At 67.0% G+C, this 24,820-nt stretch carries 25 protein-coding genes; 12 read left to right on the forward strand and 13 right to left on the reverse strand.

Annotated elements, in window-relative coordinates; all coding sequences use genetic code 11:
- Position 1: 1 nt before the first annotated feature.
- Entirely contained in the window at positions 2-487 is a 486-nt protein-coding gene (locus tag G4Z14_RS13525) for an SRPBCC family protein (protein WP_164626610.1), read from the reverse strand.
- Entirely contained in the window at positions 477-839 is a 363-nt protein-coding gene (locus tag G4Z14_RS13530; protein WP_164626611.1) for an ArsR/SmtB family transcription factor, read from the reverse strand. Before G4Z14_RS13530 ends, G4Z14_RS13525 begins: the two co-directional genes overlap by 11 nt.
- Before the next feature lie 181 nt (positions 840-1,020).
- On the opposite strand from G4Z14_RS13530, the gene G4Z14_RS13535 reads away from it, so the two are divergent.
- Positions 1,021-3,162, forward strand: a complete 2,142-nt coding sequence (locus G4Z14_RS13535; RefSeq protein WP_164626612.1) for a malate synthase G — start codon at positions 1,021-1,023, stop codon at positions 3,160-3,162.
- Positions 3,163-3,194: 32 nt separating this feature from the next.
- Here G4Z14_RS13535 and G4Z14_RS13540 read toward each other — a convergent pair whose 3' ends face one another.
- A complete protein-coding gene (locus G4Z14_RS13540; RefSeq protein WP_164626613.1) occupies positions 3,195-3,446 on the reverse strand; it encodes a BolA family protein in 252 nt (83 codons plus the stop codon).
- Positions 3,447-3,512: 66 nt separating this feature from the next.
- On the opposite strand from G4Z14_RS13540, the gene G4Z14_RS13545 reads away from it, so the two are divergent.
- Entirely contained in the window at positions 3,513-4,145 is a 633-nt protein-coding gene (locus G4Z14_RS13545; protein WP_164626614.1) for a DnaJ domain-containing protein, read from the forward strand.
- A 115-nt stretch (positions 4,146-4,260) separates the two neighbouring features.
- Here the strand turns inward: G4Z14_RS13545 and G4Z14_RS13550 are convergent, their stop codons facing one another.
- The 3 genes from G4Z14_RS13550 to msrB all read right to left on the reverse strand — a co-directional run bounded on the left by G4Z14_RS13550 (position 4,261) and on the right by msrB (position 6,842).
- The gene (locus tag G4Z14_RS13550; protein WP_164626615.1) at positions 4,261-5,925 is read right to left on the reverse strand and encodes a glycosyltransferase family 4 protein; all 1,665 of its coding nucleotides are present in this window, start codon (positions 5,923-5,925) and stop codon (positions 4,261-4,263) included.
- Entirely contained in the window at positions 5,922-6,266 is a 345-nt protein-coding gene (locus tag G4Z14_RS13555) for a hypothetical protein (protein ID WP_164626616.1), read from the reverse strand. The genes G4Z14_RS13550 and G4Z14_RS13555 overlap by 4 nt, the downstream gene beginning before the upstream one ends.
- Before the next feature lie 117 nt (positions 6,267-6,383).
- A complete protein-coding gene (gene msrB, locus G4Z14_RS13560; protein WP_164626618.1) occupies positions 6,384-6,842 on the reverse strand; it encodes a peptide-methionine (R)-S-oxide reductase MsrB in 459 nt (152 codons plus the stop codon).
- Positions 6,843-7,023: 181 nt separating this feature from the next.
- Here msrB and cobS point away from each other — a divergent pair, with 181 nt between their 5' ends.
- Positions 7,024-7,998: a cobaltochelatase subunit CobS gene (gene cobS, locus G4Z14_RS13565; RefSeq protein WP_227751737.1), complete on the forward strand. Its 975-nt coding sequence runs from the start codon at positions 7,024-7,026 to the stop codon at positions 7,996-7,998.
- 180 nt (positions 7,999-8,178) lie between these two features.
- On the opposite strand, the gene G4Z14_RS13570 is transcribed toward cobS, so the two are convergent.
- Together G4Z14_RS13570 and G4Z14_RS13575 are read right to left on the reverse strand one after the other, a co-directional pair.
- On the reverse strand, positions 8,179-8,571 hold the full coding sequence (locus G4Z14_RS13570; RefSeq protein WP_164626622.1) for a type II toxin-antitoxin system HicB family antitoxin: 393 nt from the start codon (positions 8,569-8,571) through the stop codon (positions 8,179-8,181).
- A complete protein-coding gene (locus tag G4Z14_RS13575; protein ID WP_164626624.1) occupies positions 8,568-8,768 on the reverse strand; it encodes a type II toxin-antitoxin system HicA family toxin in 201 nt (66 codons plus the stop codon). Before G4Z14_RS13575 ends, G4Z14_RS13570 begins: the two co-directional genes overlap by 4 nt.
- 65 nt (positions 8,769-8,833) lie before the next feature.
- Between G4Z14_RS13575 and cobT the strand changes: the two genes are divergently transcribed.
- Positions 8,834-10,705 carry a cobaltochelatase subunit CobT gene (gene cobT, locus G4Z14_RS13580; RefSeq protein ID WP_164626626.1) on the forward strand — a complete coding sequence of 624 codons (1,872 nt, stop codon included), beginning with the start codon at positions 8,834-8,836 and terminating at the stop codon, positions 10,703-10,705.
- Between the two features lie 74 nt (positions 10,706-10,779).
- Positions 10,780-12,585, forward strand: a complete 1,806-nt coding sequence (locus G4Z14_RS13585) for an aminopeptidase P family protein (protein ID WP_164626629.1) — start codon at positions 10,780-10,782, stop codon at positions 12,583-12,585.
- A 255-nt stretch (positions 12,586-12,840) separates the two neighbouring features.
- Here G4Z14_RS13585 and G4Z14_RS13590 read toward each other — a convergent pair whose 3' ends face one another.
- The gene (locus G4Z14_RS13590) at positions 12,841-13,248 is read right to left on the reverse strand and encodes a SufE family protein (protein WP_164626631.1); all 408 of its coding nucleotides are present in this window, start codon (positions 13,246-13,248) and stop codon (positions 12,841-12,843) included.
- A 126-nt stretch (positions 13,249-13,374) separates the two neighbouring features.
- Here G4Z14_RS13590 and G4Z14_RS13595 point away from each other — a divergent pair, with 126 nt between their 5' ends.
- Positions 13,375-13,833, forward strand: coding sequence for a hypothetical protein (locus G4Z14_RS13595; protein ID WP_164626633.1), 459 nt, complete (start codon positions 13,375-13,377; stop codon positions 13,831-13,833).
- A gap of 9 nt (positions 13,834-13,842) precedes the next feature.
- Here G4Z14_RS13595 and rnd read toward each other — a convergent pair whose 3' ends face one another.
- Positions 13,843-15,000, reverse strand: coding sequence for a ribonuclease D (rnd, locus tag G4Z14_RS13600; RefSeq protein ID WP_164626635.1), 1,158 nt, complete (start codon positions 14,998-15,000; stop codon positions 13,843-13,845).
- A 156-nt stretch (positions 15,001-15,156) separates the two neighbouring features.
- On the opposite strand from rnd, the gene G4Z14_RS13605 reads away from it, so the two are divergent.
- Entirely contained in the window at positions 15,157-15,525 is a 369-nt protein-coding gene (locus G4Z14_RS13605; protein ID WP_164626637.1) for a YbaN family protein, read from the forward strand.
- Between the two features lie 48 nt (positions 15,526-15,573).
- On the opposite strand, the gene G4Z14_RS13610 is transcribed toward G4Z14_RS13605, so the two are convergent.
- Together G4Z14_RS13610 and G4Z14_RS13615 are read right to left on the reverse strand one after the other, a co-directional pair.
- A complete protein-coding gene (locus G4Z14_RS13610; RefSeq protein WP_164626639.1) occupies positions 15,574-16,968 on the reverse strand; it encodes an aspartate aminotransferase family protein in 1,395 nt (464 codons plus the stop codon).
- An 85-nt stretch (positions 16,969-17,053) separates the two neighbouring features.
- Positions 17,054-17,977: a LysR family transcriptional regulator gene (locus tag G4Z14_RS13615; protein WP_164626641.1), complete on the reverse strand. Its 924-nt coding sequence runs from the start codon at positions 17,975-17,977 to the stop codon at positions 17,054-17,056.
- Between the two features lie 54 nt (positions 17,978-18,031).
- Here G4Z14_RS13615 and G4Z14_RS13620 point away from each other — a divergent pair, with 54 nt between their 5' ends.
- From G4Z14_RS13620 to G4Z14_RS13640, 5 genes are read left to right on the forward strand one after another with little or no spacing between them, the layout of a single operon-like run.
- Positions 18,032-19,060, forward strand: a complete 1,029-nt coding sequence (locus G4Z14_RS13620) for an Ldh family oxidoreductase (RefSeq protein ID WP_164626643.1) — start codon at positions 18,032-18,034, stop codon at positions 19,058-19,060.
- Positions 19,061-19,114: 54 nt separating this feature from the next.
- Positions 19,115-20,566, forward strand: a complete 1,452-nt coding sequence (locus tag G4Z14_RS13625; protein ID WP_164626645.1) for an aldehyde dehydrogenase family protein — start codon at positions 19,115-19,117, stop codon at positions 20,564-20,566.
- A complete protein-coding gene (locus G4Z14_RS13630; RefSeq protein ID WP_164626647.1) occupies positions 20,563-21,576 on the forward strand; it encodes a membrane dipeptidase in 1,014 nt (337 codons plus the stop codon). Before G4Z14_RS13625 ends, G4Z14_RS13630 begins: the two co-directional genes overlap by 4 nt.
- Complete coding sequence (locus tag G4Z14_RS13635; RefSeq protein WP_164626649.1) at positions 21,573-23,237, forward strand: hypothetical protein; 1,665 nt, start codon at positions 21,573-21,575, stop codon at positions 23,235-23,237. Before G4Z14_RS13630 ends, G4Z14_RS13635 begins: the two co-directional genes overlap by 4 nt.
- Positions 23,234-23,830 carry a DUF3726 domain-containing protein gene (locus tag G4Z14_RS13640; protein ID WP_164626651.1) on the forward strand — a complete coding sequence of 199 codons (597 nt, stop codon included), beginning with the start codon at positions 23,234-23,236 and terminating at the stop codon, positions 23,828-23,830. Before G4Z14_RS13635 ends, G4Z14_RS13640 begins: the two co-directional genes overlap by 4 nt.
- Positions 23,831-24,128: 298 nt before the next feature.
- On the opposite strand, the gene G4Z14_RS13645 is transcribed toward G4Z14_RS13640, so the two are convergent.
- The gene (locus G4Z14_RS13645) at positions 24,129-24,800 is read right to left on the reverse strand and encodes a GntR family transcriptional regulator (protein ID WP_227751738.1); all 672 of its coding nucleotides are present in this window, start codon (positions 24,798-24,800) and stop codon (positions 24,129-24,131) included.
- Positions 24,801-24,820 lie beyond the last annotated feature (20 nt).

The raw sequence follows: 24,820 nt of genomic DNA on the forward strand, positions 1-24,820 counted from the left end.
GTCACGCCCCCTTCTTCATCAGGCCCTGGGCATAGTCCTCAAGCTGCGTCACCACTGTGCCCCAGCCGTCGTAAAAGCCCATCGCCTCGTGCTGGCGGGCGGTTTCGGCATTGCGGTGCCGGGCCACCGCGCGATAGCGGGTGCGGCCGGGACCGGCATCCTCGAAGGTCAAGATGGCGGTCATGAAGGGCTCGGGCGCGGGCTTCCAGCCGACGGTGTAGGCATCGGTAAACACCAGCTTTTCATTCGGGATCACTTCAAGATAGACGCCGTTGTTTTCCATGATGTTGCCCTCGACCTCGAAGGTCGTGTTGCAGGCGCCGCCGACGCGGACGTCGAGATGGCAGGCCGTCACCCGATGCGGGCGCGGCACGAACCAGTGGACCAGATGTTCGGGCGTGGTCCAGCAGGTGTAGATCAGCTCGCGCGGGGCGGCGATTTCGCGTTCCAGCACCAGATCAAGGGTGGGGTCAAGGTCACCACTCATCGCGCGTCTCCGGGGTTGAGGGTTTGGGCATCAGGGTTTGAACATAGGCCTCGAACCGGTCGAGCCGCCCTTCCCACAGGCTGCGCTGTTCGGCCAGCCAGTCGGTGGCAAGCGACAGGGTTTCGGGCCGGGCATGGCACAGCCGCGCCCGGCCGGATTTTTCCGTTGCAATCAGCCCCGCGCCCTCCAGCACGCCCAGGTGTTTCATCACCGTGGGCAGGGCGAGGCCAGTGGGCCGGGCCAGCTCGCTGACAGGCGCCGCCCCCTGCCCCAGCCGCGCCAGCATGGCGCGGCGGGTGGGATCAGAGAGCGCCTGGAAGATCAGGTCAAGGGCGGGATCATGCTTAGCCATATGGCTAAGTAACACGGACACCCCGAGTCGGAAAAGCAAAAACTTAGCCAGATGGCAAAGTTTCATTTTCACCGCTTCGCTGAAACTGCTTTCCGCGATCCCCTGACAATCGCGTCCCGCTTTTCATTGTCCGGCGCGCGCGACCCGCCTAACCTGCCGGCAGCGCAGAGGGAGGGCAGCCATGGCCAAGCGGATCGGGATCGAGGGCCTTCAGGTCGACACGGGGCTGGCCGATTTCATCAATGCCCGCGCCCTGCCTGGCACCGGGGTAGAGCAAGCGGCCTTCTGGAAGGGCTTTGCGGCCCTTCTGACCGACCTTGCCCCGAAGAACCGCGCGCTTCTGGCCAAGCGGGACGAACTGCAAACCCGCATCGACGGCTGGCATCGCGACCGGCGCGGGCAATTGCACGACCCCGAGGCCTACAAGGCCTTCCTGACCGAGATCGGCTATCTCTTGCCCGAAGGCCCGGCCTTCCAGATCGACACCGCCAATGTCGACCCCGAGATTGCCGAGGTGCCGGGGCCGCAACTGGTGGTGCCCGTCACCAACGCCCGCTATGCGCTGAATGCCGCCAATGCCCGCTGGGGCAGCCTTTACGATTGCCTCTATGGCACCGACGCCATGGGATCCGCTCCGCCGGCGGGGGGCTATGAACGTGGCCGGGGCGCGCGCGTGGTGGCGCGGGCGCGGGTGTTTCTCGACGAGGCCTTCCCGATCGAAGGCACCAGCCACGCCGATGCCCGGCGCTATATCGTCAAGGACGGCGCGCTCTTGGTCGACGACCTGCCTTTGGTGCAGCCGGGCAAGTTCGTCGGCTACCGGGGCAACCCCAAGGCCCCCGATGCAATCCTGTTGAAGAACAACGGGCTGCATGTCGAGCTGGTCTTTGACCGGGCGCATTTCATCGGCGGGCGCGATCAGGCGCTCTTGGCCGATGTGCAACTGGAAAGCGCCATGTCGGCGATCATGGATTGCGAGGATTCGGTCGCCTGCGTCGATGCCGAGGACAAGGTGCAGGCCTATGGCAACTGGCTTGGCCTGATGCGCGGTGATCTGGCCGAAACCTTCCAGAAAGCCGGCAAGACGCTGGAACGGCGCCTGAACCCCGACCGGACCTACACCGCGCCGGATGGCAGCGCCCTGACCGTGAAGGGCCGCGCGCTTCTCTGGGTGCGCAATGTCGGCCATCTGATGACCAACCCGGCGATCCTCTTGCCCGACGGTTCCGAAGTGCCCGAGGGGCTGATGGACGCCATGGTCACGGCGCTGATCGCCTGCCATGACCTGCGCAAGACCACCGGCCTGCGCAATTCGCACCACGGCTCGGTCTATGTGGTGAAGCCCAAGATGCACGGGCCGGAGGAAGTGGCTTTCGCCGCCGAAACCTTCGACCGGGTGGAGGCGGTGCTGGGGCTGCCGCGCAACACGGTGAAGCTGGGCATCATGGACGAGGAACGCCGCACCAGCGTCAATCTCAAGGAATGCATCCGCGCCGCGAAATCCCGCGTGGCCTTCATCAACACCGGGTTTCTGGACCGCACTGGCGACGAGATCCACACCTCGATGGAGGCCGGCCCCTTCAGCCGCAAGGACTTCATCAAGCGCAAGGGCTGGATTGGGGCCTATGAGGTGCTGAACGTCGACATCGGGCTGGAATGCGGGCTGATGGGGCGGGCGCAGATCGGCAAGGGCATGTGGGCGATGCCCGACCTGATGGCGGCGATGCTGGAACAGAAGATCGAACATCCCAAGGCCGGCGCCAATTGCGCCTGGGTGCCCTCGCCCACCGCCGCGACGCTGCACGCGCTGCATTACCACAAGATCGACGTGCAGGCGGTGCAGCGCAAGCTCGCCGCCGGCGGCCGCCGCGCCCATGTCGATGCCGTCCTCGAAATTCCGCTCGCCACCTGGCGGCGCTGGCCCGAGGACCAGGTGATCCGCGAGGTCGAGAACAACGCCCAGGGCATCCTTGGCTATGTCGTGCGCTGGATCGACCAGGGCGTCGGCTGCTCCAAGGTGCCCGACCTGAACGATGTCGGCCTGATGGAGGACCGCGCGACCTGCCGGATTTCCGCCCAGCACATCGCCAACTGGATGCATCATGGCATCGTGTCCGAAGCCCGCGTGATGGAAGCGCTGCAGAAGATGGCGGTCGTGGTGGATCGGCAAAATGCGGGCGATCCGGTCTACCGGCCGATGGCGCCGGGCTTTCAGGGCATCGCCTTTCAGGCGGCCTGCGATCTGGTGTTCAAGGGCCGCGCGCAGCCCTCGGGCTATACCGAGCCCTTGCTGCACCACTACAGGCTTCTGGCAAAGGCCTGAGCGCCCCCCGGCTGGCCGCCGAAAATCGCGCCTCAGCCGGCGTCGATCGCCAGCGCATGCACCCGCGTCGTCACATCGCCCAAGGCCTTGTGAACCGCGCGGTGCCGCGCCACGCGCCCCATCGCGGCCAGCGTTTCCGCCCGGATCAGCACTGCGAAATGGCTCTCGCCCGAACCATCGTCGCCCGCATGCCCGGCATGGCGGTGGCTTTCGTTCACCACCTCCAGCCGGGTCGGCTGAAAGGCCAGTTCAAGTCTTTGCCGAATTTCGCTTTCGATCCGCATGAGACCCCCTTCACCTTGCCGCGCAAATCCCTAAACTTGTGGCCCCGAGTCGGAAAGGCCAAAGCGATGTCCAAATCCCCCTTCGAGTTCGATCTGCGCGTGTCCTCCGACAAGGCCAAGCGCAAGACCACCCGCCGGGGCGGCATGTCGGGCGCGTTCGAGACCTCGCAACGTGCCTGCGACTATCCCGGCTGCAAGGAAAAGGGCGCCTACCGCGCCCCGAAATCGCCCGATATTCTGGATGAGTTCTTCTGGTTCTGCAAAGACCACGTCCGAGAGTACAACCTGAAGTGGAATTTCTTTGGCGCCGCGTCAGATGAGGAATTCCAGAAGCTGCTGGACAAGGACCGGCTGTGGGAGCGCGAAACCCGCCCCTTCTCGAAAAAGGATGACGGGCGGGCCTGGCAGCGGCTGGGCGTCAACGACCCGATGGCGCTTCTGGGCGAAAAGGCCACGCAGAACCCCGGCAAGGTGGTCTCCACCGCCACCCGCAAACTGCCGCCGACCGAGCGCAAGGCGATCGAGATCCTCGACGCCCGCGACACCTGGACCAAGGCCGATATCCGCAAGGCCTACAAGGGCCTCATCAAGGAACTGCACCCCGACATGAACGGCGGCGACCGCCGCGACGAAGAGCGGCTGCAGGAGGTGGTCTGGGCCTGGGACCAGATCAAGGACAGCCGCTACTTCAAGGACTGACCGCAGGTCTTTGAAAATTCATCTAAATTTTCCACACCCCAGGCAACAATACTCCACGGGAAGCGGGATTTGGCACAAATCCGGCGCGGGAGTGTAAAACCCCCGCCCCCACCCGTCACGCCCGCCGGATGAAATCGTATTTCAGCAGCCACATTGCGATGCGCTCGATGATGTGAACGGGCAGGTTCAGGCCCGTGGCCAGGCCGCCGACCTCGGCCCCCTGCAGGCCCGCCGCCTCGATGGCCTGCAGGACTGCCAGCACCTGCGCCTTCTGCGCGAAGATCCGCTTTACCCCGGCATAGTCGCGCAGATCCAGCACCTCTTCCGGCCCCAGCCGCCCGGTCAGGTCGCGTGCCACCAGCCGCAGCCCGGCAAAGCCCGCCTTTTCCGTGGGGTAGCTGGCAAAGAGCGCGGTGGGCGACGGCGACATCGGCAGCGCATCCGCACCATAGCGCACCGCCTTGCCCGCCGCCCGGCGCCGCGCCGCCTGTTCGCCCCACAAGGCCTGCATCATCGGCACGATCTGCGCCCAGTCATAGCCGGTCCTGGCCCGCGCCTGTCCCGCCGCACCCATCTTGCGGCGCAGCCCGGGGTTCAGCGCCAGGTCAAGGATCCGTGCCGTCAGTTCGCCCATGTCGATCTCGGTCAGCGCCGAGGTCAGCGAGCAATATTGCACATAGGTGTCAAAGCCGCCCTGATAGCGCAGCGCCTCCTGCGCCAGATGCGGGCCGGGCAGCATCCGGCTGGTGACGCGAAAGCCGACATCCGGCGTCACGGTGTCCTTCATGCCGTCCCAGTCCGACACCAAGAGCGGCAAACCGGCCGCCATGGCCTCGATCGGCGCAAGGCCGAAGGTTTCCTGGATGTTGTCGATCAGGAACATGAAGACATCGGCGCCGGACAGAACCTGCCTGCGCTCCTCGGCCTTTGCGCCGTCGAGCAGGGCAAAGCCCACATCCGGCATCAGCCGTCGGGCGCCTTCGGTGAAGACCTTGCGCGAATAATCCTCGCGGAAGACGCCGCAGAAGGCGATGTGCAGCTTCTGCCCGGCCGGCATCTTCCGTTGCGCCGCCTGCATCGCCAGATAGATCGGCAGCGGATCGAACTTCTCATGCGGGGTCAGCCGGGCGATGGTGGTAAAGACCACATCGCCCTCCTTCGCCCCCAGCCGCTCGCGCAGCGCGTGGCCCGCCGCCGGGTCTGGCACGAAATCGTCGCAATGAATGCCAAGCGGGATCACCGGCAGCATCGGGCGCGGGCGCATCTGGGCATTCAGCTGCCGCTTCAGATGCGCGTCGATCAGGTCAAGCTGGAAGCTGACGCTCGCCTGCACCGCCTTCGAGGTGCAGATCACCGCGTCCCACTCCTCGACCGGGGCGATGCGCAGGTTCATCCAGCCCTCCATCACCGCCGCCGTCGAGGTGGTGTGGGTGATCCCCGACAGAGCAAAGGCCCCCGTGCCATAGGGCGCGCGCCGCCAGGCCTCGGTCGCATAGTTCGGGCTGGGGTAAAAGACGGTCTCCACCGGCGCAATCGACGGCGGGCGCATCAGCCCCGCTGCTCTGACCGGCACGCCGGGGCGCAGGCGTTCGGCCAAGGCGCGGACCGGCTCCACCTCTTCGGGGAATTTCGTCAAAAGCACGAATTCCTCGACCTCGGCGTGGCGCAGATAGCCCCTGAGAAAGCTCTCCCCCGCCACGCGACGGCCGTTGATGCCCTTTGCGGCAGGGTCGAACCCGTCCTGCGCATACCAGATCGCGGCGTTCTCGGGGCGAGTCATTGTTTCTCCATCCAAAGCCAGGGGGTCGGTCCTGCGCGCCATTCCCAAAGCGCGATCAGCCGGTCAAGATCGGAGAGTTCCTCCATCCAGCCCGGTAGCCCCGTGTCATCCAGCCTGCGGCCGATTTCCGTCACCTTGTGCGTCGCGGCGAAGCGCTTCACCACATAGGCCATTCCCTTGAACGGGCCAGAAGCGACCACGCGCCCCTGGCGCGCCGCAAACGTGTTGGCCACAAGCTCAGCCCGCCATTTCGCCAGATAGCGCAGCGACGCCTCCAGACTGGTGGGGCTGGGTGGCCCGGACAGGATCTGTTGCAGGGTCTGGGTCACGGACAGGGTCAACTGCGAAGGCTGGGACAAATCGGCCAAGGGCAAGCTCCGCAAAATCCGGTTCTGCCGGACCCTAGCGGCGCCGGCACGCCCTGTCCACCGATGCCCGGCAGCCCCGCCGTGCCCTCCTCAGCCCGGACGAAACACCAGCGCCACCCCGTTCATGCAATAGCGCTTGCCGGTCGGCTGCGGCCCGTCGTCAAAGACATGGCCAAGATGGCCGCCGCAGCGCCGGCAATGCACTTCGGTGCGGCTGCCGAACAGCCCGGAGTCGGTGCGGGTGCCGACGGCCTCCGGCAACGGCTGCCAGAACGACGGCCAGCCGGTGCCGCTGTCATATTTCGCCGCCGACGAAAACAGCGCCAGATCGCAGCCGGCGCAATGGAACACCCCGGCCCGGCTTTCGCGGTCAAGCGGGCTGGAACCCGCCCGTTCCGTCGCCTCGTGGCGCAAGACCTGATAGGCCTCGGGCGACAGCCGCGCCCGCCATTCGGCATCTGTCAGCGTGACGTCGAAGCTCTCGGCCCGGGCGGTGCGGGCCAGCCCGGGCGCGACCAGGCAAGCGATCAGGAAAACGCGGCGTTGCATGGGGCTAACTCCTTGTTGCCCCCCAAAGCTAGCATGACCGGGCCGACCGGCGAGCAAAGGTTACAGCGCCTCACCAAGTTGCGAAAAACCGTTAAGTCCAGCCCTTGCAGCCCCTGCCGATATGCTCCACAACTTCCCTGATTGCGGGCCTTTGCCCGGCGTTAGCACATGGACGATGACGATGGCCGAGACCCAGATGAAACCCACCGAAGAAATCTCGGTCCGCGATGTGTTCGGCATCGACACCGACATGAAGGTGAAAGGCTTTGCCGAGGCCACCGACCGCGTGCCGGCCGTCGACCCGACCTACAAGTTCGACCCGGATACCACCTTGGCCATCCTCGCGGGCTTTGCCTATAACCGCCGGGTGATGATCCAGGGCTATCACGGCACCGGCAAGTCGACCCATATCGAACAGGTCGGCGCCCGGCTGAACTGGCCGACCGTGCGGGTCAACCTCGACAGCCATATTTCCCGCATCGACCTGATCGGGAAGGATGCGATCAAGCTGCGCGACGGCAAGCAGGTGACGGAATTCCACGAAGGCATCCTGCCCTGGGCGCTGCGCAACCCCGTCGCCATCGTGTTTGACGAATATGACGCGGGGCGCGCGGATGTGATGTTCGTCATCCAGCGCGTTCTGGAACATGACGGCAAGCTGACGCTTCTCGACCAGAACGAGATCATCACCCCGAACCCCTATTTCCGGCTGTTCGCCACGGCCAACACCGTGGGTCTGGGCGATACCACCGGGCTTTATCACGGCACCCAGCAGATCAACCAGGCCCAAATGGACCGCTGGAGCCTTGTCGCGACGCTGAACTATCTCAGCCACGACGCCGAGGCCGCGATCGTGCTGGCGAAAAGCCCGCATTACAACACCGAGAAGGGCCGCAAGACCATTTCCCAGATGGTCACCGTCGCCGACCTGACCCGCACCGCCTTCATGAACGGCGATCTGTCGACTGTGATGAGCCCGCGCACCGTGCTGAACTGGGCGCAGAACGCCGAGATCTTCCGCAACATCGGCTACGCCTTCCGCCTGTCGTTCCTGAACAAATGCGATGAGCTGGAGCGGCAGACCGTGGCCGAATTCTACCAGCGCTGCTTTGGCGAGGAACTGCCGGAATCGGCAGCGTCGATGGCGATGAAGTAACCCCCCTCCCCGGCCCTCCCCCACAAAGGGGGGAGGGAGGCGATCATCGCCATGGGGACGGACCGTTGAACGACCTGCGACAAGGGGCACCTCCTCCCCCCTCGTGGGGGAGGATGGGAGGGGGGGCCGCCAGCCACAGGCGCAACGGGGCAGACCATGCCCCAATCCGCTCAAGAACGCTTAATGCTGCCCCCTGATCTCGTTCAAAGCGGCCATGACCAGATACCCTGATCGGGTCAGGCCCACCCCCTCTGCCGCCGCGTCGATGGCGTCCAGGGTTCCGGCATCAAGACTGATGTTCACACGCTTTTGCCGACTCTGCGGTTGCACCAGGGGAATGGCGATCAGGAAGGCCCCGGCGGCAAGATCAGCGGCCACCTCCCGCGAGATGGCCTCGGGGCCACGCGGAGCAACCGGGGCAGCATCTTCGAACCACAGCTCCAAAGCCTCGATCCCCGCCCGCAAAATCCCGCCTTCATCGTCGGCTGCGCCAAAGCACCCCGGCAGATCGGGAAAAGACAGCCCAAAGGCTGTGCCTGCCTCCTTGTGGACCAGCGCAAGATAGGTTTTCATGGCATCTCCTTCAGCCATCCGGCAAAGCGCGCGATGTTGCGTGCCGTGCCCTGTGGCAAGTCTTTCTTCGGGTGCGGGACGATCACCGTCTGCCCCCCTTTGCGGAACTTGTGATGCGAGCCCTTGGACGACACCAAGACCCAGCCTTCGGCTTCAAGCCTGCGGATGATGTCGCGGCTGTTGGTTGGTATCTGCATTTCACCCCACGTTGTGTGTATATAAATAGCGAAATTCGCCCTCTCGTCAAGACCGGACCGGCAAAATGACCAAACCCACCGACAACCCCGCCGATCCGTTCAAGAAGGCCCTCGCCGAGGCCACCAAGGTCATGGCCGATGATCCGGAGATGACCGTCACCTATTCGGTCGACCCGGCCGGCATGACCAAGGAAGGCGTTCGCCTGCCGCAGGTCTCGCGCCGGATGACGCGCGACGAGGTGATGCTGGCGCGCGGCACGGCGGATGCCTTCGCGCTGCGCCGCAAATATCACAATGACGCGACCTCGGCCCGCTATGCCCCGACCGGGCAACTGGCGCGTGAAATCTATGACGCCATGGAGATCGCCCGCTGCGAGGCGGTGGGGGCGCGGGTGATGCCCGGCACCGCCACCAACATCGACGCCAAGATCGCCTTCGAGGCCGACCGCAAGGGCTATGGCAGCCTGACCAGCCCCGGCGAGGCGCCCTTGTCGGTCGCGGCGGGCTATCTGGTGCGGCATCTGGCGACCGGGCGCGAATTGCCAAAGGCGGCCGAGAACGTGATGAACCTCTGGCGCGGCTTCATCGAGGAGCAGGCGGGCGACACGCTCGACAATCTCGATCATGTGCTGGCCGATCAGGCCGCCTTTGCCCGTCTTGCGCGCAAGGTGATTGCCGATCTCGGCTATGGCGACCAGCTTGGCGACGATCCCGATGCGCCCGACGAGGACGAGGCCGGCGACGAGGCCGAGGAGGATCAGGACAACCCCGACAGCGAAGGCTCGGAAGAACAGGACTCGGACGAAACCGAGGCCAGCCCCGAGCGGTCGCAGGACGAACAGGAAGACCAGTCCCAGGCGCAGGTCACCATGGAAGACAGCGCCGACATGGAGGAAGGCGACGAGACCGAACTGCCCGAGGGCGAGGCGCCGCTCGAGCCGCCGCCGCCTGCGCCCTATTCCGACGCTGACCCGAACTACACCGTCTATACCACGGATTTCGATGAGGAAATCCGCGCCGAGGAACTGGCCGAACCGGCCGAGCTGGAACGCCTGCGCGCCTATCTCGACCAGCAGCTTGAGCCGCTGAAAGGCGCGGTCAGCCGGCTGGCCAACAAGCTGCAACGCCGGCTGCAGGCGCAGCAAAGCCGGTCCTGGCTCTTTGATCTGGAAGAAGGCACGCTGGACGCCGGGCGTCTGGCGCGGGTGGTGGCGAACCCGACGACGCCGCTCAGCTTCAAGCAGGAAAAGGACACCGAGTTCCGCGACACCGTGGTGACGCTCTTGATCGACAATTCGGGCTCGATGCGGGGCCGGCCGATCTCGATTGCGGCGATCTGCGCCGATGTGCTGGCCCGCACGCTGGAGCGCTGCTCGGTCAAGGTGGAGATTCTGGGCTTCACCACCCGGGCCTGGAAGGGCGGGCAATCGCGCGAGCGCTGGCTGGCGCAGGGCCGCCCGCAGGCGCCGGGCCGGCTGAACGATTTGCGCCACATCATCTACAAATCCGCCGATGCGCCCTGGCGCCGGGTGCGGCCGAACCTTGGCCTGATGATGAAAGAAGGCCTCCTGAAGGAAAACATCGACGGCGAGGCGCTGGAATGGGCGCACCGCCGCGCGCTTGGCCGGCCCGAGGCCCGCAAGATCCTGATGGTGATCTCGGACGGCGCGCCGGTTGACGATTCGACGCTCTCGGTCAATGCGGCGAGCTTTCTGGAAAAGCACCTGCGCGACGTGATCGCCATGGTAGAGAAGCGCCGGGCGGTGGAACTCATTGCCATCGGCATCGGCCATGACGTGACGCGCTATTACCAGCGCGCGGTGACGATCACCGATGTCGAGCAACTGGCGGGTGCGATGACCGAACAGCTGGCGAGCCTCTTCGAGGTGGACCCGAAGAAACGCGCCCGGGCGCTGGGGCAGCGGAAGGCGGGGTAAGGGGGCATTCTGCCCCCTCTTGGCTGCGCCAATTCACCCCCGAGGATATTTGAACCACATTGAAGGAGTCCGCGATGTTTCAGACATTCGAGTCCCATGCCAACCCCGCGCAGGGTCCGGCCCGTCTGGCGGCGCTGCGGGAGGTGTTGGCCGCCGAGGGGCTGGCGGGCTTTCTCGTGCCGCGCGCCGATGTGCATCAGGGCGAATATGTCGCGGCGCGCGACGAGCGGCTGCAATGGCTGACCGGCTTCACCGGCTCGGCGGGGTTTGCCATCGTGCTTGGCGCGGTGGCGGGGGTGTTCATCGACGGGCGTTACCGGACTCAGGTCAAGGGGCAGGTGGACCTTGGCCATTTCACCCCCGTGTCCTGGCCCGAGGTGAAGCCCGCCGACTGGCTGCGGCAGAACATGACGGGCGGCGTGGTGGGGTTTGACCCCTGGCTGCACACGGCGGAGGAAATCGGGAAACTGGAGGCCGGGTTGCAGAGTAGCGGGATCACGCTGCGGTCCTGCGAGAACATGGTCGACCGGATCTGGACCGGCCAGCCCGAGGCTCCGATGGGCCGGGCCTTTGCCCATCCCGACGCACTGGCCGGCGAAACCAGCGCGGCCAAGCGCGCGCGGCTGGCCGATGGGTTGCGCAAGGCGGGCCAGACGGCGGCGGTCATCACCCTGCCCGACAGCCTGTGCTGGCTGTTGAACATCCGCGGCGCCGATGTGCCGCGCAACCCGATCCTGCATGGACATGCCATCCTGCACGACGACGCCCGCGTCAGCCTGTTTGCCGAAGCCGCGAAGTTCGACGAGGCCACCCGCGCCCATCTGGGCGAGCATGTCACGCTGCGCCCGGTCGCGGCCTTTGTGCCGGCGCTGCGCACCTTGCAGGGGACGGTTCGGGTGGACAAGGCCACCGCGCCGCTCGCCGTCAGCATGGAGCTGGAGGAGGCCGGGCTGACCGTCGCTTTTGCAGATGATCCCTGCCGGCTGCCGAAGGCGTGCAAGAACGCTGGCGAGATCAATGGCATGCGCGAGGCGCATCTACGCGATGGCGCCGCGGTGGTGGAATTCCTGTGCTGGCTTGACGCCCGCCTGCCGCAGAGCGGCCTGACCGAGATCGACGTGGTCAAGGCACTGGAGGGCTTTCGCCGCGCCACCAATGCGCTGCATGACATCAGCTTTGACACCATCTGCGGTGCCGGGCCGAACGGCGCGATCATGCATTACCGGGTGACCGAGCAATCGAACCGCGTGGTGGCGCAGAACGCGCTGCTTCTGGTGGATTCCGGGGCGCAATACCTGGATGGCACCACCGACATCACCCGCACTGTCGCGGTGGGCGATCCGGGTGATTATGCCCGCGCCTGTTATACCCGCGTGTTGCAGGGCACGATTGCCATCAGCCGCGTGCGCTGGCCGGCCGGGCTGGCCGGCCGCGATCTTGACCCTCTCGCCCGCGCGCCCTTGTGGCTGGCGGGTCAGGATTTCAACCATGGCACCGGCCATGGTGTCGGGGCCTTCCTGTCGGTGCATGAAGGCCCGCAGCGCCTGAGCCGAATTTCCGAAGTGCCGCTGGAGCCGGGGATGATCCTGTCGAACGAGCCGGGTTATTACCGCGAGGGCGAGTTCGGCATCCGGCTGGAAAACCTGATCGTGGTGGAAACCGCACCGGACTTGCCGGGCGGCGACGCCGAGCGCGAGCAGTTGCGCTTTGAAACCCTGACTTTCGCGCCCTTCGACCGGCGGCTGGTCGTTGCCGCGATGCTCGCCCCGGGTGAGCGGGACTGGCTGAACGCCTATCACGCCGAGGTTCTGGACAAGCTCGGTGCGCGGCTGTCGCCGGCGGCGCTGGCGTGGTGCAAGGCGGCCTGTGCGCCGCTTTAGGCCGCCCGGCCGCGCCGCGCCCGCGGTTCCAGAGGCGAAGGCTCGTCCGCCGGACTGACGAAGTTCCATAGTGCAGCCTTTGGGCGGCAAAGGCTGTTCAGGCATGGCTGAGGTCCGAAGGCCACAGGCCGATGCGGCGGCCTGCTGGCCGTAACTGGCCACACCATGCGGGATACGGTTCATCATGCCCCGCGCCGTCACATCGCTGCCCAGTCGGGCCAATGCCCCGATGAGCGGCGCAGCCGACGAAGAGGCTCAGGCCTCGGCCGCGACCTTGCGGATACGCTCGACCATGGCGCGCAGGCCGTTCGAGCGTTGCGAGGAGAGGTGTTCGTTCAGCCCCAGACGCCCCAGCTCTGCCGGGGCGTTGACCGCGCCGACCTGCCCCACCGGCACGCCGGAATATAGCGCGTGCAGCACTGCGATCAGCCCGCGCACGATCATCGCATCCGAATCGCCCTGAAAGTCGAAGACCCCGCCCGAAATCACCGGGCGCAGCCAGACCTGGCTGGCGCAACCGTCCACCTTGTAGCCCGCCACCTTGAAGCTGTCGTCCAAGGGCGCCATGGCCTTGCCCAGCTCGATCACATGGCGATAGCGGTCCTCCCAGTCGTCGAGAAACTCGAAGGTTTCGGCGATCTCTTCAAAGGCGGCTGTGGCCATGGTGCGGCTCCTTCCTGCGTGCCCATGAGCTAATTCGTGCGGGGGCCCATGTCCAGACTCAGCGGCCTTTTCAAAGCCCCCCCGATGGGCTACCCAAAGGAACCTGCTTGCAAGGACACCCGATTGATGCGCCTGCCTCTCACTCTTGCCCTGACCGCCGTGATGGCCCTGACCTCTTGCGCGGCGATCCGCGAGTCGCGCTTCAACCCGTTCAACTGGTTCGGTCGGTCGCAAGAGAGGCAGACGGATGAGTTCGGCGTCGCGCTGCCCGACGAGCAGCGCCCGCTGGTGGCGCAGGTTCTGGGCATGGCGGTCGAGCAGACGCCCACCGGCGCCATCGTGCGCGCCACCGGGCTGTCGCCGATGCAGGGCTATTATGATGCCGAGCTGGTGGCCCGTCCGGTCGACGAGAACGGGGTTCTGGTCTATGACTTCCGCCTGATGCCGCCGCCCGAGCCGAAACCCGTCGGCGCAGAGCGCAGCCGCGAAGTGACCGCCGCCGCGCATCTGTCGCATATCAAGCTGGAAGGCATCACGCAGATCGTGGTGCAGGGCGCCGAGAACGCCCGCTCCAGCAGCCGCTAGGCCCGGGCCTCAGACCCGGACCACCCGCACTTCGCTGCCCTTGGCCGACAGCGCGATCTCGCCGCGGCAAAGCCGCATGGCATCCTCGCCAAAGGCCTCGGCCCGCCAGCCCTTCAGCGCGTCCACGTTGCGCTCGCCGGCGGCGATGGCGTCAAGCTCGCTGGCCGAGGCAATCAGCCGCGGTGCGACGCCAAGGCTTTCCGACTTGGCCTTGAGCAGCACCCGCAAGAGATCGGCCAGGGCCGGGTTCACCTGCAATTGCTCGCGCGCCAGATCGGGCTTCGGCATGTCCTCGGGCCGCATTTCGAGGCCCGACTTGATGGCCGCCAGAATGCCCTCGGCAATCTCGGCCTTGCGCCCCTCGCGCTGCAGGAGCCGCGACTTGCCAAGCTCTTCCATGCTGGCCGGCCGGGTCGAGGCCAGTTCCAGCAGCGCGTCATCCTTCATCACGCGCGAGCGCGGCACGTTGTTGCCCTGCGCATATTCCTCGCGGAAGCGCGCCAGTTCCTTGACCACGGCCAGAAACCGCCCCGAGGTGGTGCGAGTCTTGACCCGTTGCCAGGCTTCGCCGGGAAGCACGGTATAGGTCGCGGGATCGGTGAGCAGCGCCAGCTCCTCGTCCACCCAGGCATGGCGGCCGTTCTTGTCGAGTTGCTTTGCGAGCCATTCGTAGATCACCCGCAGATGGGTGACATCGGCCAGCGCATATTCGCTTTGCGCCTGCGTCAGCGGCCGGCGCGACCAGTCGGTGAAGCGGCTGGTCTTGTCGAGGTTTTCCTTGGCGATCTTCTTGACCAGCGTCTCATAGCCGACCTGTTCGCCAAAGCCGCAGACCATGGCGGCGACCTGGGTGTCAAAGAGCGGCTCGGGGAACACCTTGCCTTCGACGAAGAAGATCTCCAGATCCTGCCGGGCGGCGTGGAACACCTTGACCGTCGCCTTGTGGCGGAAGAGGTCATAAAGCGGCTCCATCGACATGTCCTGACCAAGGATCGGGTCGACCAGCACTGCGTCGCCCTCCTTGCCGGGCAGCGCCATCTGGATCAGGCAGAGCTTTGACCAATAGGTCCGTTCGCGCAGGAATTCGGTGTCGATGGTGACATAGGGGGCGGCTTTGGCGGCCTCGCAAAATGCGGCGAGGTCCTCGGTCGTGGTAATGGTCCGCATGGGCGGCCTTTCGCGGCAAGGGGCGCGGGGGCATCCCGCAATCCCTTCCGCTATAGGGGCGGGGGGCGGAAAAGGGAAGAGCAGGCGAGGGGCGGGCTGGCAGGCACGGCCCGCCTGCGCTAGCAAAGGCAAGCCGCAAGCGAAAGCCCCGCCCCGATGCGCTATGTCTGGATCTCCCTCGGCCTTCTGGCCCTCGCCCTTGGCACGGCGGGTCTGGCGCTGCCGCTCTTGCCGACAACCCCCTTCATGCTGCTGGCGGCGGCGGCCTTTGCCAAGTCTTCGCCCCGGCTGCATGACTGGCTGCTCGGCCATCGGGTCTTTGGCCCCACGATCCGCGACTGGCGCGACTACCGGGCGATTTCGCCCAAGGCCAAGCGCATGGCCCTGACCGCGATGACCGCGGCCCTCGGGCTGAGCCTCCTCCTCGGCCTCGACTGGAAGATCCTTGCGCTGCAGGCCGGGGTTCTGGGCGTGATGGGAAGCTGGATCTGGACCCGGCCCGACGGGCCGGAGGCCGGCGCCTGACGGCCCGGTTCCCCTTCCCCGCGGGGGAAGGGGCGGATTGGCCCGGCCTTACTTGGCGACGAAAAGCCCTTCGTCCTTGACGATCTTGTAGGCCTCGTCCAGCGACTTCTTCGCCCGTTCGATCAGCACGTCGATTTCCGCAGGCGTGATGACCAGCGGCGGGGCGATGATCATGCGGTCGCCGACGTGGCGCATGATGACATTGTTGGCAAAGCAGCGCTCGCGCACCTTGAAACCAACCGTGCCGGCCTCGGCGGCGAACTTCGCCCGGGTGGCCTTGTTCGGCGTCAGCGCGATCGAGCCCATCAGGCCGACCAGCTTCGTCTCGCCCACCATCGGATGATCGGCCAGCGCGTGCCACTTCTCGGCCAGATAGGGGTGGGCGACGTCGCGGACATGCTCGACGATGCCCTCTTCCTGGATGATCCGCAGGTTCTCCAGCGCGACCGCCGCCGCCACCGGATGCCCGGAATAGGTGTAGCCGTGATAGAGCTCGCCGCCCTCGGCGACCACGTTGAACACCTCGTCATGGATGATCGAGCCGCCGATCGGCTGGTAGCCCGACGACAGGCCCTTGGCGATCGTCATGATATGCGGACGAATGCCGAAGGTGGTGGAGCCGAACATGTTGCCGGTGCGGCCAAAGCCGGTGATGACCTCGTCGGCGATCAGGAGGATGCCATACTTGTCGCAGATGCGCTGGATTTCCGGCCAGTAGGTCGCGGGCGGCACGATCACGCCGCCGGCGCCCTGGATCGGTTCGCCGATGAAGGCCGCAACCTTGTCGACGCCGATTTCATTGATGGCGGTTTCCAGCTGGCGGGCACGCTCAAGGCCGAAGTCCTCGGGCGTCATGTCGCCGCCTTCGCTCCACCAGTCGGGCTGGTCGATGTGATGGATGCCGTCGATCTTGCCGCCATGGGCATGAATCGGCGACATGCCGCCAAGCGAGCCGCCGCCCATGGTCGAGCCGTGATAGCCGTTCTTGCGGGCGATGATGACACGCTTTTCCGGCATACCCTTGACCTGCCAGTAGCGGCGGACAAGGCGGATGTTGGTGTCGTTCGCCTCAGACCCCGAGCCGGCAAAGAAGGTGTGGTTCATGCCCGCAGGCGCGATCTTCGCCAGTTCGGCGGCCAGCGCGATGGCGGGGACATGGGTGGTCTGGAAGAAGGTGTTGTAATAGCACAGCTCGTCCATCTGGCGCTTGGCGACATTGCCCAGTTCCGGGCGGCCATAGCCGATGTTGACGCACCACAGGCCGGCCATGCCGTCGATGATCTTGTGACCTTCGCTGTCGGTCAGATAGACGCCCTTGGCCGATTTGATGATCCGCGCGCCCTTGGCGGCCAGACCGTTCGCATCGGTGAAGGGGTGCATGTGGTGGGCGGCGTCCAGCTTTTGCAGCTCGGCCGTCGACATGTGGTTGGTGATCATGTTCATGGGCTATCCCTTCGGTCCAATGGCCCCGAGTCAGGGGCTTTGGATGCAGAATATGATCAAAGCCCGGGGCGTTCAAGAAATTTGATCAAATTTGTGAGGCGAACCTTTCCCCTACCGTCTCCAGCCCGAATTCCCCGGCCTTCTGCCGCGCGGCAGCGGCAAAGGCGCTGCGGAAGCGCGCAGCGACGGGGCTCGGCACCCTGCCCTCGCGCCACATGAGGCCGACGGTCCGCAGGCAGGCCGGGTCTTGCAGCGGGCGAACCGTCAGGCTGGGTGGCAAGGCCACCGTCGCCAGCGCCGGAAGCAGCGTCACCCCCATGCCCGCCCCGACCATCGCCACCAGCGAGGTGACGTTGCGCACCGAAAACCGGGCTTCGGAGGCCAGATCCTGAAAGGCGGCCGAGGGCAGATGCCGCGCCGCCTCGTTCAGGATCAGCGCTTCGCCCGCAAGGTCGGACCAGTCAAGCGTCCCACCCCGCGCCGCAAGCGGATGGTCGGCGTGCAGGACCAGCCGGAACGGGTCGCGGAAGATCGGCTCGCAGCCAAGGCCCGGCCGTGCCGGACCGATGCCGGCGATGCCAAGGTCAACCTGCCCGCTTTCCACCAGATGCCGGACATCGCTGCTGTCGGTGTCCACAAGGTCGATTTCCAGATCGGGGCGCTCGCGCAGAAAGCCCTGCAGGAAGCCGGGCAGCAGAATCGCCGCCACCGACGGCACCGAGGCCAGCCGCAGCCGCCCGCTGCGCGCCTTGGCCTGCGCCTCGATCCGCTCCATCGCGCGGTCGTAATCCCGCAACAGCCCCTGCGCCTGTGCCTGCAGGAACTGTCCCATCTCGGTCAGGCTCGACTTGCGGTCGGTCTCGAACAGCGCGCAGCCCAGCCGGTCCTCGATCTGTTTCAGGGTCATCGAAACCGCAGAGGGCGTGCGGAACAGCTTGTCGGCCGCGTCCTTGATATTGCCCTGTTCGGCGACCTCGACAAAGACACGCAGGGCCTCCAGCCGGATCATGTTCAATTTCCCTTAAGTTTTTATCAAAACTACTGAGTTGAATTGAAGTCCGCAATGGGGCTTGTGGAGCCAGTGAGACCCGGGGGGCAGGACGTGCGGCTGACACTGGACGAGATCGAGACGCTGGCCTTTGACACCCTTGTCGCCGCCGGGGCATCCGGGGCGCAGGCGGTGCCGGTGGCGCAGTCGATCCGGCTGGCGGAACGCGACGGGATGCGGTCGCACGGGCTGTTGTATCTGCCGGTCTATGCCGAGCATCTTGGCTGCGGCAAGGTCGACGGGCAAGCCCGGCCGCAGCTTGCCCGGCCGCGCGCCGGGGCGGTTGTGGTCGATGCGGCCCATGGTTTTGCGCATCCGGCGATTGATCTTGGTCTGCCGGTTCTGGTCGAGGCCGCGCGGGAGTGCGGCATCGCGGCGCTGACGCTGCGGCGGTCCTACAACTGCGGCCTTCTTGGCCATCACGCCGAACGCATCGCCGAGGCGGGGCTGATCGGGCTGGGCTTCACCCACGCCCCGGCCTCGATTTCGCCGGTCGGCGGCAAGGTGCCGGTGATCGGCACCAACCCTTTCGCGCTGGCCGTACCCGATGGGCACGGCGGCGCGCGCTTCGTGCTGGACCAGTCGGCCAGCGTGGTGGCCAAGTCCGAAGTGCTGCTCCGGGCGCGGCGCGGCGAGGCGCTACCGCCGGGCTGGGCGCTGGATGCCGAGGGCCAGCCGACGACCGATGCCGCGGCGGCGTTGAAAGGTTCGATGCTGCCGGCGGGCGGGGTGAAGGGCTTTGGCGCGGGCCTGCTGGTTGAGGTTCTGGCCTCGGCCCTTGCCGGCGCGGTGCCCAGCCGCGAGGCCAGCGCGTTCTCCGGCCCGGCGGGCGGGCCGCCCGGCACCGGGCAATGTTTCATCGCCATCGACTCCACCGCCTTTGCCGCCGGTTTTGCCGACCGGATCGAAGGGCTGGCCCTTGCCATCACCGCGCAGGAGGGCGCGCGGCTGCCCGGCACCCGGCGGCTGGTGGCGCGGGCAAGAACCGAGATCGAAGGCGTCGAGGTGGATGCCGACCTTGCGGCCCGGCTGGGGCGGGGATGACGGGCACAGGATGCGGACAGGTGGGGCAGAGGCCTTGCCGGAAGGGAAAGACAGATGGCGCTTGAAACACGCAATTACATCGCCGGCGCTTGGCGGGACGGGGCCGAGGTGGTGGAAAACCGCAACCCCTCGGACCTGGGCGACCTTGTCGGTCTGTTCGCCCAAGGCAGCGCCGCGGATGTGGACGAGGCGGTCGCCGCCGCGCGCGCGGCCCAGCCGAAATGGGCAGCGGCAGGCATCCAGCGCCGGCATGACGCGCTGATGGCGATCGGCACCGAGCTGATGGCGCGGGCAACCGAGATCGGCACGCTTCTGTCGCGCGAAGAAGGCAAGCCGCTGGCCGAGGGCAAGGGCGAAGTCACCCGCGCCGGCCAGTTCTTCACATGGTTTGCCGCCGAGGCGCTGCGACTGCAGGGCGATCAGGCCGAAAGCGTGCGGCCGGGCATCGAGATCGAGGTCCGGCGCGAGGCGGTGGGGGTCGTCGCCATTGTCACGCCGTGGAACTTTCCAGTGGCCACCGCCGCGTGGAAGATCGCCCCGGCGCTGGCCTATGGCAATGCCGTGATCTGGAAACCGGCGAACCTGACTCCGGCTTCGGGACTGGCGCTGGCCGAGATCATCGCGCGGGCGGGCCTGCCAGCGGGCGCGTTCAACGTGGTCATGGGGCCGGGCGCCACTGTGGGCGACGCGCTGGTCGGTCATCCGGGGGTGGATGCGGTCAGCTTCACCGGCTCAGCCGAGGTCGGGCGCGGCATTGCCGCCCGCGTGCTGGGCAACCGGGCGAAACTGCAGATGGAAATGGGATCGAAAAACCCCATGGTCATCATGGAGGACTGCGACCTTGACCTCGCGGTGGCCCATGCCGCCAATGCGGCCTTTGGCGGCACCGGGCAGAAATGCACCGCCGCCTCGCGGCTGATCGTGCATGACCGCGTGCTGGAGGCTTTTACCGAAAAGCTGGTCCGGGCGGCCGAGGCGCTCTGCGTCGGGCATGCTTTGGCCGAGGGCACGCAGATCGGCCCGGTGGTCAGCGCGGGCCAGCTTGCCGCCAACCTTGACTGGATCGCAAGGGGCCGCGCCGAAGGGGCCGAGCTTCTGACTGGCGGCACCCGGCTGTCGCGAGCGACCGAGGGTCATTACATGGCCCCTGCCATCTTTGCCCGCACCCGCAACGACATGGCGATCAACCGCGAGGAGATGTTCGCGCCGATTACCTGCATCCTGTCCGCCGACAGCTATGCCGAGGCGCTGGCCATCGCCAATGACACGCCCTTCGGCCTGACGGCGGGGATCATGACTCGCAGCCTTGCCCGCGCCGCGCATTTCCGCGCCAACATGCGCGCCGGATGTGTCATGGTGAACCTGCCCACCGCCGGCACCGATTACCACGTCCCCTTCGGCGGGCGGGGCCAGTCGTCCTTCGGGCCGCGCGAACAGGGGCGCTACGCGGCGGAATTCTTCACCACGGTCAAGACCGCCTATACGGCGGCGGGGGTGCCGGAATGAGCTTTGTGATCGACGGGCTGCAATATTCGAACTGGTCGGAGAGCATCTTCCGCCAGATCCGCGCCGGCGGGCTGGACGCGGTGCATGTGACGCTCACCTATCACGAAACCTTCCGCGAGACAGTGGCGCGGCTTGAACAATGGAATCGCTGGTTCGAGCGCTTTCCCGAGCTGATCTTTCAGGGCTTCACCGCGGCCGATCTGGCCCATGCCCGCGCCACCGGCCGCACCGCGATCTTCTTCGGCGCCCAGAACCCCAGTTGCATCGAGGACGACATCGGTCTTGTCGAGGTGCTGCACCGGCTGGGCCTGCGCTTCCTGCAACTGAGCTACAACAACCAGTCGCTGCTGGCGACCGGCTGCTACGAGACCGAGGATAGCGGCCTGACCCGGATGGGCCGCGAGGTGGTGGCCGAGATGAACCGCGTCGGCATGGTGGTCGACATGAGCCATTCGGCCGAACGCTCCACCCTTGCGGCGGTGGACCAGTCCACCCGCCCCATCGCCATCACCCATGCCAACCCCGCCGTCTGGCATCCCGCCCGGCGCAACAAGTCCGACACCGTGATCGGCGCCCTGGCCGAAACCGGCGGCATGCTGGGCTTTTCGCTTTACCCCCACCACCTGCAGGGCGGCAGCACATGCACGCGGGAGGCCTTCTGCACCATGATCGCGCGCACCGCCGAGCGGTTCGGCACGCATTTCCTCGGCATCGGCTCCGACCTGTGCCAGGACCAGCCCGACAGCGTCGTCGAATGGATGCGGACCGGGCGCTGGTCCAAGACGGTGGACTACGGCGAAGGCAGCAAGGAGGCGCCGGGCTTTCCGCCGATGCCCGGCTGGTTCCGCGACACCCGCGATTTTCGCGGGCTGGGCGAGGGGCTGCGGGCGGTGGGCTTTGCCCCCGACGAGATCGCGGCGCTGCTGGGCGGCAACTGGGCGCGGTTCTTTGCCAGCTCTTTCGGGCCGGCGCTTGCGGCGGGCAAGATGGAAGGACGGGCGGCGGAATGAACAGGGAAATCCCTTTGGACCTGCCCTTGGCCATCGCCCCGCGCAGCCCCGATACCGTGATGCGCCTATCGCGCATGGGATCGGCGCATCCCATGCGGTTGTCTTTCCTGCGCGTGCTGCTGCGGCGCGTCCGGACCGAAGACTGGCGCTTTGACCGGCCGCTCTGGCGGGTGGATGACAGGGGTGTCGGCGTCGCAGTCTACCGCGCTCGCGGGCCAGAGCGGACCTACTCGCTTGTCGCCTTCGCCCATGACCTGCCCGACGACATGCGCTCGGACCGGGTGATCGCCACCGCCTGGGACGCGACCTTTGCCCTTGTCGACGGCGAGCCGACCGAGGACGACCTTCAGCGCCTTGCTGCCAATGTGCCCTTGCAGGAGGCCGGGCGGATTTCCGGGCGCGAGCTGTCGCTCAGCCGGGCCAACCGCTCGGTGCGGCTGTTTTCCCATGTGGTCGACCGTCTGGCCGAAGGTCGCCAGCCCGATGCCGCGGAAATCGACGCCGTGGGCTATCTGATGCGCACCACGGCGGTCTATGGTTCGGGCAAGTTCGGCGCAGCCGACCGGGACGAGATCTGCGACCGGCCCGAGTTGAAGGCACCGTTTCAGGCCGAGATGCTGTCGGTCTGGCTGACCCGCGCCTTCACCGTGGACATTGCCGAGCATCTCGCCCGCGTTCGCAGCGGCGCAACCGCTGTGCGGCTGGACCCGGCCCTGCGCCGCCGGCTTGGTGTCGGCAATTCCACCGGGCTTGGCATGGCGCCCTTCCTTGTTCGCCATCCCGCCCTGCTGAATGCCTGGATGACCGCGCGGGAAACCGCGCTGGCCCGCGTGCGCTCCTTGTCCAAGGCGGGTCCGGACACTCTGGCCGGCTTTGCCAGCGCACTGGCCGCGGCGCGGGACAATGCCGCCCTTTGGCACAGCAACCACCCGGCCCAGATCCGCAAGCTGGCCGATCTGCGGACCGATCTGGCGCAGTTGCAGGGCTGGACCGAAACCGGCTGGCGCCACGACGCCCCGCTGCCTTGGAACGCGCTTTGGCTTTGGGGCGAGGCGAACCTGACCGAGGAGGGGCAGGAAAGCCTGCTGGCGCTTTTGCTCGAACCGCACGGGGCGCTGGTCGACGATCTCGCCGACAGGCTCGATGCCGATGAGGCCACCGGCTTTGCCATTGACCCCCGCATGACGCTCGGCCGGCTGAAGGCGCTGATCGCGGCGGGCTATCCCTGGGTGTCGGCGCTTGATCTGGCCGATCCGGCGCAATCGGCGCGGTTCTGGTATGTCTCGGAGGAAAAGCTGGAACCCCGGCTGGGCGACCGCCGCGCCGAGGCGGGACAAGAGCGCGAACAGCCGCTGGGCATCGCGCAGGCGGTGGCCGCCCTTTCGGCGGCGCTGGCGGGCCGGGACGAGGCCGAGGGGCTGGCTGGTTTCCTGCTGGCCCATCCCGAACATCGCCACACGATACGCCGGGTGCAGACCCTGCACGGCCTGCCCTATGCCGAAATCCGCGACAACCTGCTGGCCCCCGACATGCTGCCGATCGACATCCTGCGCTGCAAGCTCGCGTTCTTCGGCGCCACGCATTTCGATCCGCGCTCGGACCGCTGGGTGCGCATCAGCCTGTTCAAGGGCCTGCCCTTTCCTGATGAGGTGAGCGCATGAGCGATACCGTGACGCTGTCGCTGTCGGAACTGCGCAGCCTTGTGACCAAGGCCGCGCGCGGGGCCGGGTTGTCCTGGGGTCTGGCCGAAGAGGCGGGCTGGGCCGCCGAATGGCTCGCGCGCCGGGGTCTGCCGGCGGCGGATTGGGCGGCGCTCTGGCTTGCCGACCGGCTGGCGGGTGGGCCGGATCCGATCTCGGCCGGAGTGGCGCTGGCCGACCGGCTGGCGGGCGGGCCAGTGCCCGACGGCGCCCCCCTGCCCGACGGGCTTGCCGCACCGGGCTATCTTCTGCCCTTCCTGCACCGCATCACGCCCGAAGCCGCCTGCATGCGGCTGACCTCGGCCCAGGGCGAGGTGGCCGAAGTCGGGGCGGAGGGCCGCGTCAGCTTCGGTCCGGGCTGGCAAGCGCGGACGGCCGGGTGGCGGCTGTCGCTGCACCCGGGCACTTTGGCGCAGGCGGCAGGCTTCGCCGCCCGCCTCGCCCTGTCGCGGTCGGTTCTCGACGGCCTAGAGGCTCTGGCGCTGCAAACCACTGTGCCGCCGTCCGCATCCTCCCGACGCGATGCCGGCGCGGCCATGCTGGACAATGACTGAGGGCGGGACACCCCGTCCTGCCCGGCCCGCCGGCCTCGCGCCCTGACGGACTGGAGGCTCTGGCGCGGCAAACCACTCTGCCGCCGTCCGCGTCCTGCCGTCGCAATGCCGGCGCGGCCATACTGGACAATGACTGAGGGCAGGACACCCCGTCCGGCCCGGTCCGTCGCGGTCACGTCTTGACGGCCTGGAGGCTCTGGCGCGGCAAACCACCGTGCCGCCGTCCCCGTCCTCCCGGCGCAATGCCGAAGCGTCCAGCTGGGCAATGATTGAGGGCGGGCGCAACCGGTGCTGCGGGTCAGATCTCGCCGCGCGCCAGCGCCGCGCGGACCTCTTCCACGCCCTGCGCGATGTCGTCATGCACCGCACGCGCCAGCCGCGCGCCGTCGCCCGCCCGCATCGCGGCCAGCGCCTCGACATGCTGGTCGGGCAGGCCGGCGGCCCCGGCCAGCGTCGCCACCACCCGCAGCGAGGGGCCGAAACGCAGCCACATCGAGCGCGCCATGTCGATCAGCACCCCGGCCCCCGAGGCCTCGTAAAGCGCGAAGTGGAAGGCGTGGTTTGCGGTCAGATAGCCGGTGATGTCGCCTGTCCGGATTGCCTCGTCCACGCGGCCGTCCAGCGCGGCCAGCTGGTCGATCAGCCGCGGGCTCAGATGGGCGGCGGCCATCAGCGCCAGTTGCGGCTCGATGGTCAGGCGGGCAAAGGCCAGCTGGTCAAGCACCGAGGGCTGCAGGCGCGGCACTGTCACGCGGCGATTGCCCTGCGGTTCCAGCGCGCCTTCGGCGGTCAGCCGGCGGATCGCCTCGCGCACCGGCGTCATGCCGGCGCCAAGATCGCCGATCAGCCCCTGAATGGTCACCGGCTGTCCCGGCGCCAGCGTGCCGAACAGCACCATGTCGCGCAGGCGGACATAGGTCAGCTCGTGGCTTGGAACTTTGCGGGCATCATCGGGCATTGCGGCACTCATCGAAAAGGTCCGCACAGTTA

The organism is Tabrizicola oligotrophica (assembly GCF_011008935.1).
GTDB lineage: Bacteria > Pseudomonadota > Alphaproteobacteria > Rhodobacterales > Rhodobacteraceae > Tabrizicola_A > Tabrizicola_A oligotrophica.

What these genes read in the sequence shown, in the direction of transcription:
- G4Z14_RS13525 (WP_164626610.1), bottom strand. Translation starts at nt 487, where the DNA reads ATGAGTGGTGACCTTGACCCCACCCTTGATCTGGTGCTGGAACGCGAA.
- G4Z14_RS13530 (WP_164626611.1), bottom strand. Translation starts at nt 839, where the DNA reads ATGGCTAAGCATGATCCCGCCCTTGACCTGATCTTCCAGGCGCTCTCT.
- G4Z14_RS13535 (WP_164626612.1), top strand. Translation starts at nt 1,021, where the DNA reads ATGGCCAAGCGGATCGGGATCGAGGGCCTTCAGGTCGACACGGGGCTG.
- G4Z14_RS13540 (WP_164626613.1), bottom strand. Translation starts at nt 3,446, where the DNA reads ATGCGGATCGAAAGCGAAATTCGGCAAAGACTTGAACTGGCCTTTCAG.
- G4Z14_RS13545 (WP_164626614.1), top strand. Translation starts at nt 3,513, where the DNA reads ATGTCCAAATCCCCCTTCGAGTTCGATCTGCGCGTGTCCTCCGACAAG.
- G4Z14_RS13550 (WP_164626615.1), bottom strand. Translation starts at nt 5,925, where the DNA reads ATGACTCGCCCCGAGAACGCCGCGATCTGGTATGCGCAGGACGGGTTC.
- msrB (WP_164626618.1), bottom strand. Translation starts at nt 6,842, where the DNA reads ATGCAACGCCGCGTTTTCCTGATCGCTTGCCTGGTCGCGCCCGGGCTG.
- cobS (WP_227751737.1), top strand. Translation starts at nt 7,024, where the DNA reads ATGGCCGAGACCCAGATGAAACCCACCGAAGAAATCTCGGTCCGCGAT.
- G4Z14_RS13570 (WP_164626622.1), bottom strand. Translation starts at nt 8,571, where the DNA reads ATGAAAACCTATCTTGCGCTGGTCCACAAGGAGGCAGGCACAGCCTTT.
- G4Z14_RS13575 (WP_164626624.1), bottom strand. Translation starts at nt 8,768, where the DNA reads ATGCAGATACCAACCAACAGCCGCGACATCATCCGCAGGCTTGAAGCC.
- cobT (WP_164626626.1), top strand. Translation starts at nt 8,834, where the DNA reads ATGACCAAACCCACCGACAACCCCGCCGATCCGTTCAAGAAGGCCCTC.
- G4Z14_RS13585 (WP_164626629.1), top strand. Translation starts at nt 10,780, where the DNA reads ATGTTTCAGACATTCGAGTCCCATGCCAACCCCGCGCAGGGTCCGGCC.
- G4Z14_RS13590 (WP_164626631.1), bottom strand. Translation starts at nt 13,248, where the DNA reads ATGGCCACAGCCGCCTTTGAAGAGATCGCCGAAACCTTCGAGTTTCTC.
- G4Z14_RS13595 (WP_164626633.1), top strand. Translation starts at nt 13,375, where the DNA reads ATGCGCCTGCCTCTCACTCTTGCCCTGACCGCCGTGATGGCCCTGACC.
- rnd (WP_164626635.1), bottom strand. Translation starts at nt 15,000, where the DNA reads ATGCGGACCATTACCACGACCGAGGACCTCGCCGCATTTTGCGAGGCC.
- G4Z14_RS13605 (WP_164626637.1), top strand. Translation starts at nt 15,157, where the DNA reads ATGCGCTATGTCTGGATCTCCCTCGGCCTTCTGGCCCTCGCCCTTGGC.
- G4Z14_RS13610 (WP_164626639.1), bottom strand. Translation starts at nt 16,968, where the DNA reads ATGAACATGATCACCAACCACATGTCGACGGCCGAGCTGCAAAAGCTG.
- G4Z14_RS13615 (WP_164626641.1), bottom strand. Translation starts at nt 17,977, where the DNA reads ATGATCCGGCTGGAGGCCCTGCGTGTCTTTGTCGAGGTCGCCGAACAG.
- G4Z14_RS13620 (WP_164626643.1), top strand. Translation starts at nt 18,032, where the DNA reads ATGGGGCTTGTGGAGCCAGTGAGACCCGGGGGGCAGGACGTGCGGCTG.
- G4Z14_RS13625 (WP_164626645.1), top strand. Translation starts at nt 19,115, where the DNA reads ATGGCGCTTGAAACACGCAATTACATCGCCGGCGCTTGGCGGGACGGG.
- G4Z14_RS13630 (WP_164626647.1), top strand. Translation starts at nt 20,563, where the DNA reads ATGAGCTTTGTGATCGACGGGCTGCAATATTCGAACTGGTCGGAGAGC.
- G4Z14_RS13635 (WP_164626649.1), top strand. Translation starts at nt 21,573, where the DNA reads ATGAACAGGGAAATCCCTTTGGACCTGCCCTTGGCCATCGCCCCGCGC.
- G4Z14_RS13640 (WP_164626651.1), top strand. Translation starts at nt 23,234, where the DNA reads ATGAGCGATACCGTGACGCTGTCGCTGTCGGAACTGCGCAGCCTTGTG.
- G4Z14_RS13645 (WP_227751738.1), bottom strand. Translation starts at nt 24,800, where the DNA reads ATGAGTGCCGCAATGCCCGATGATGCCCGCAAAGTTCCAAGCCACGAG.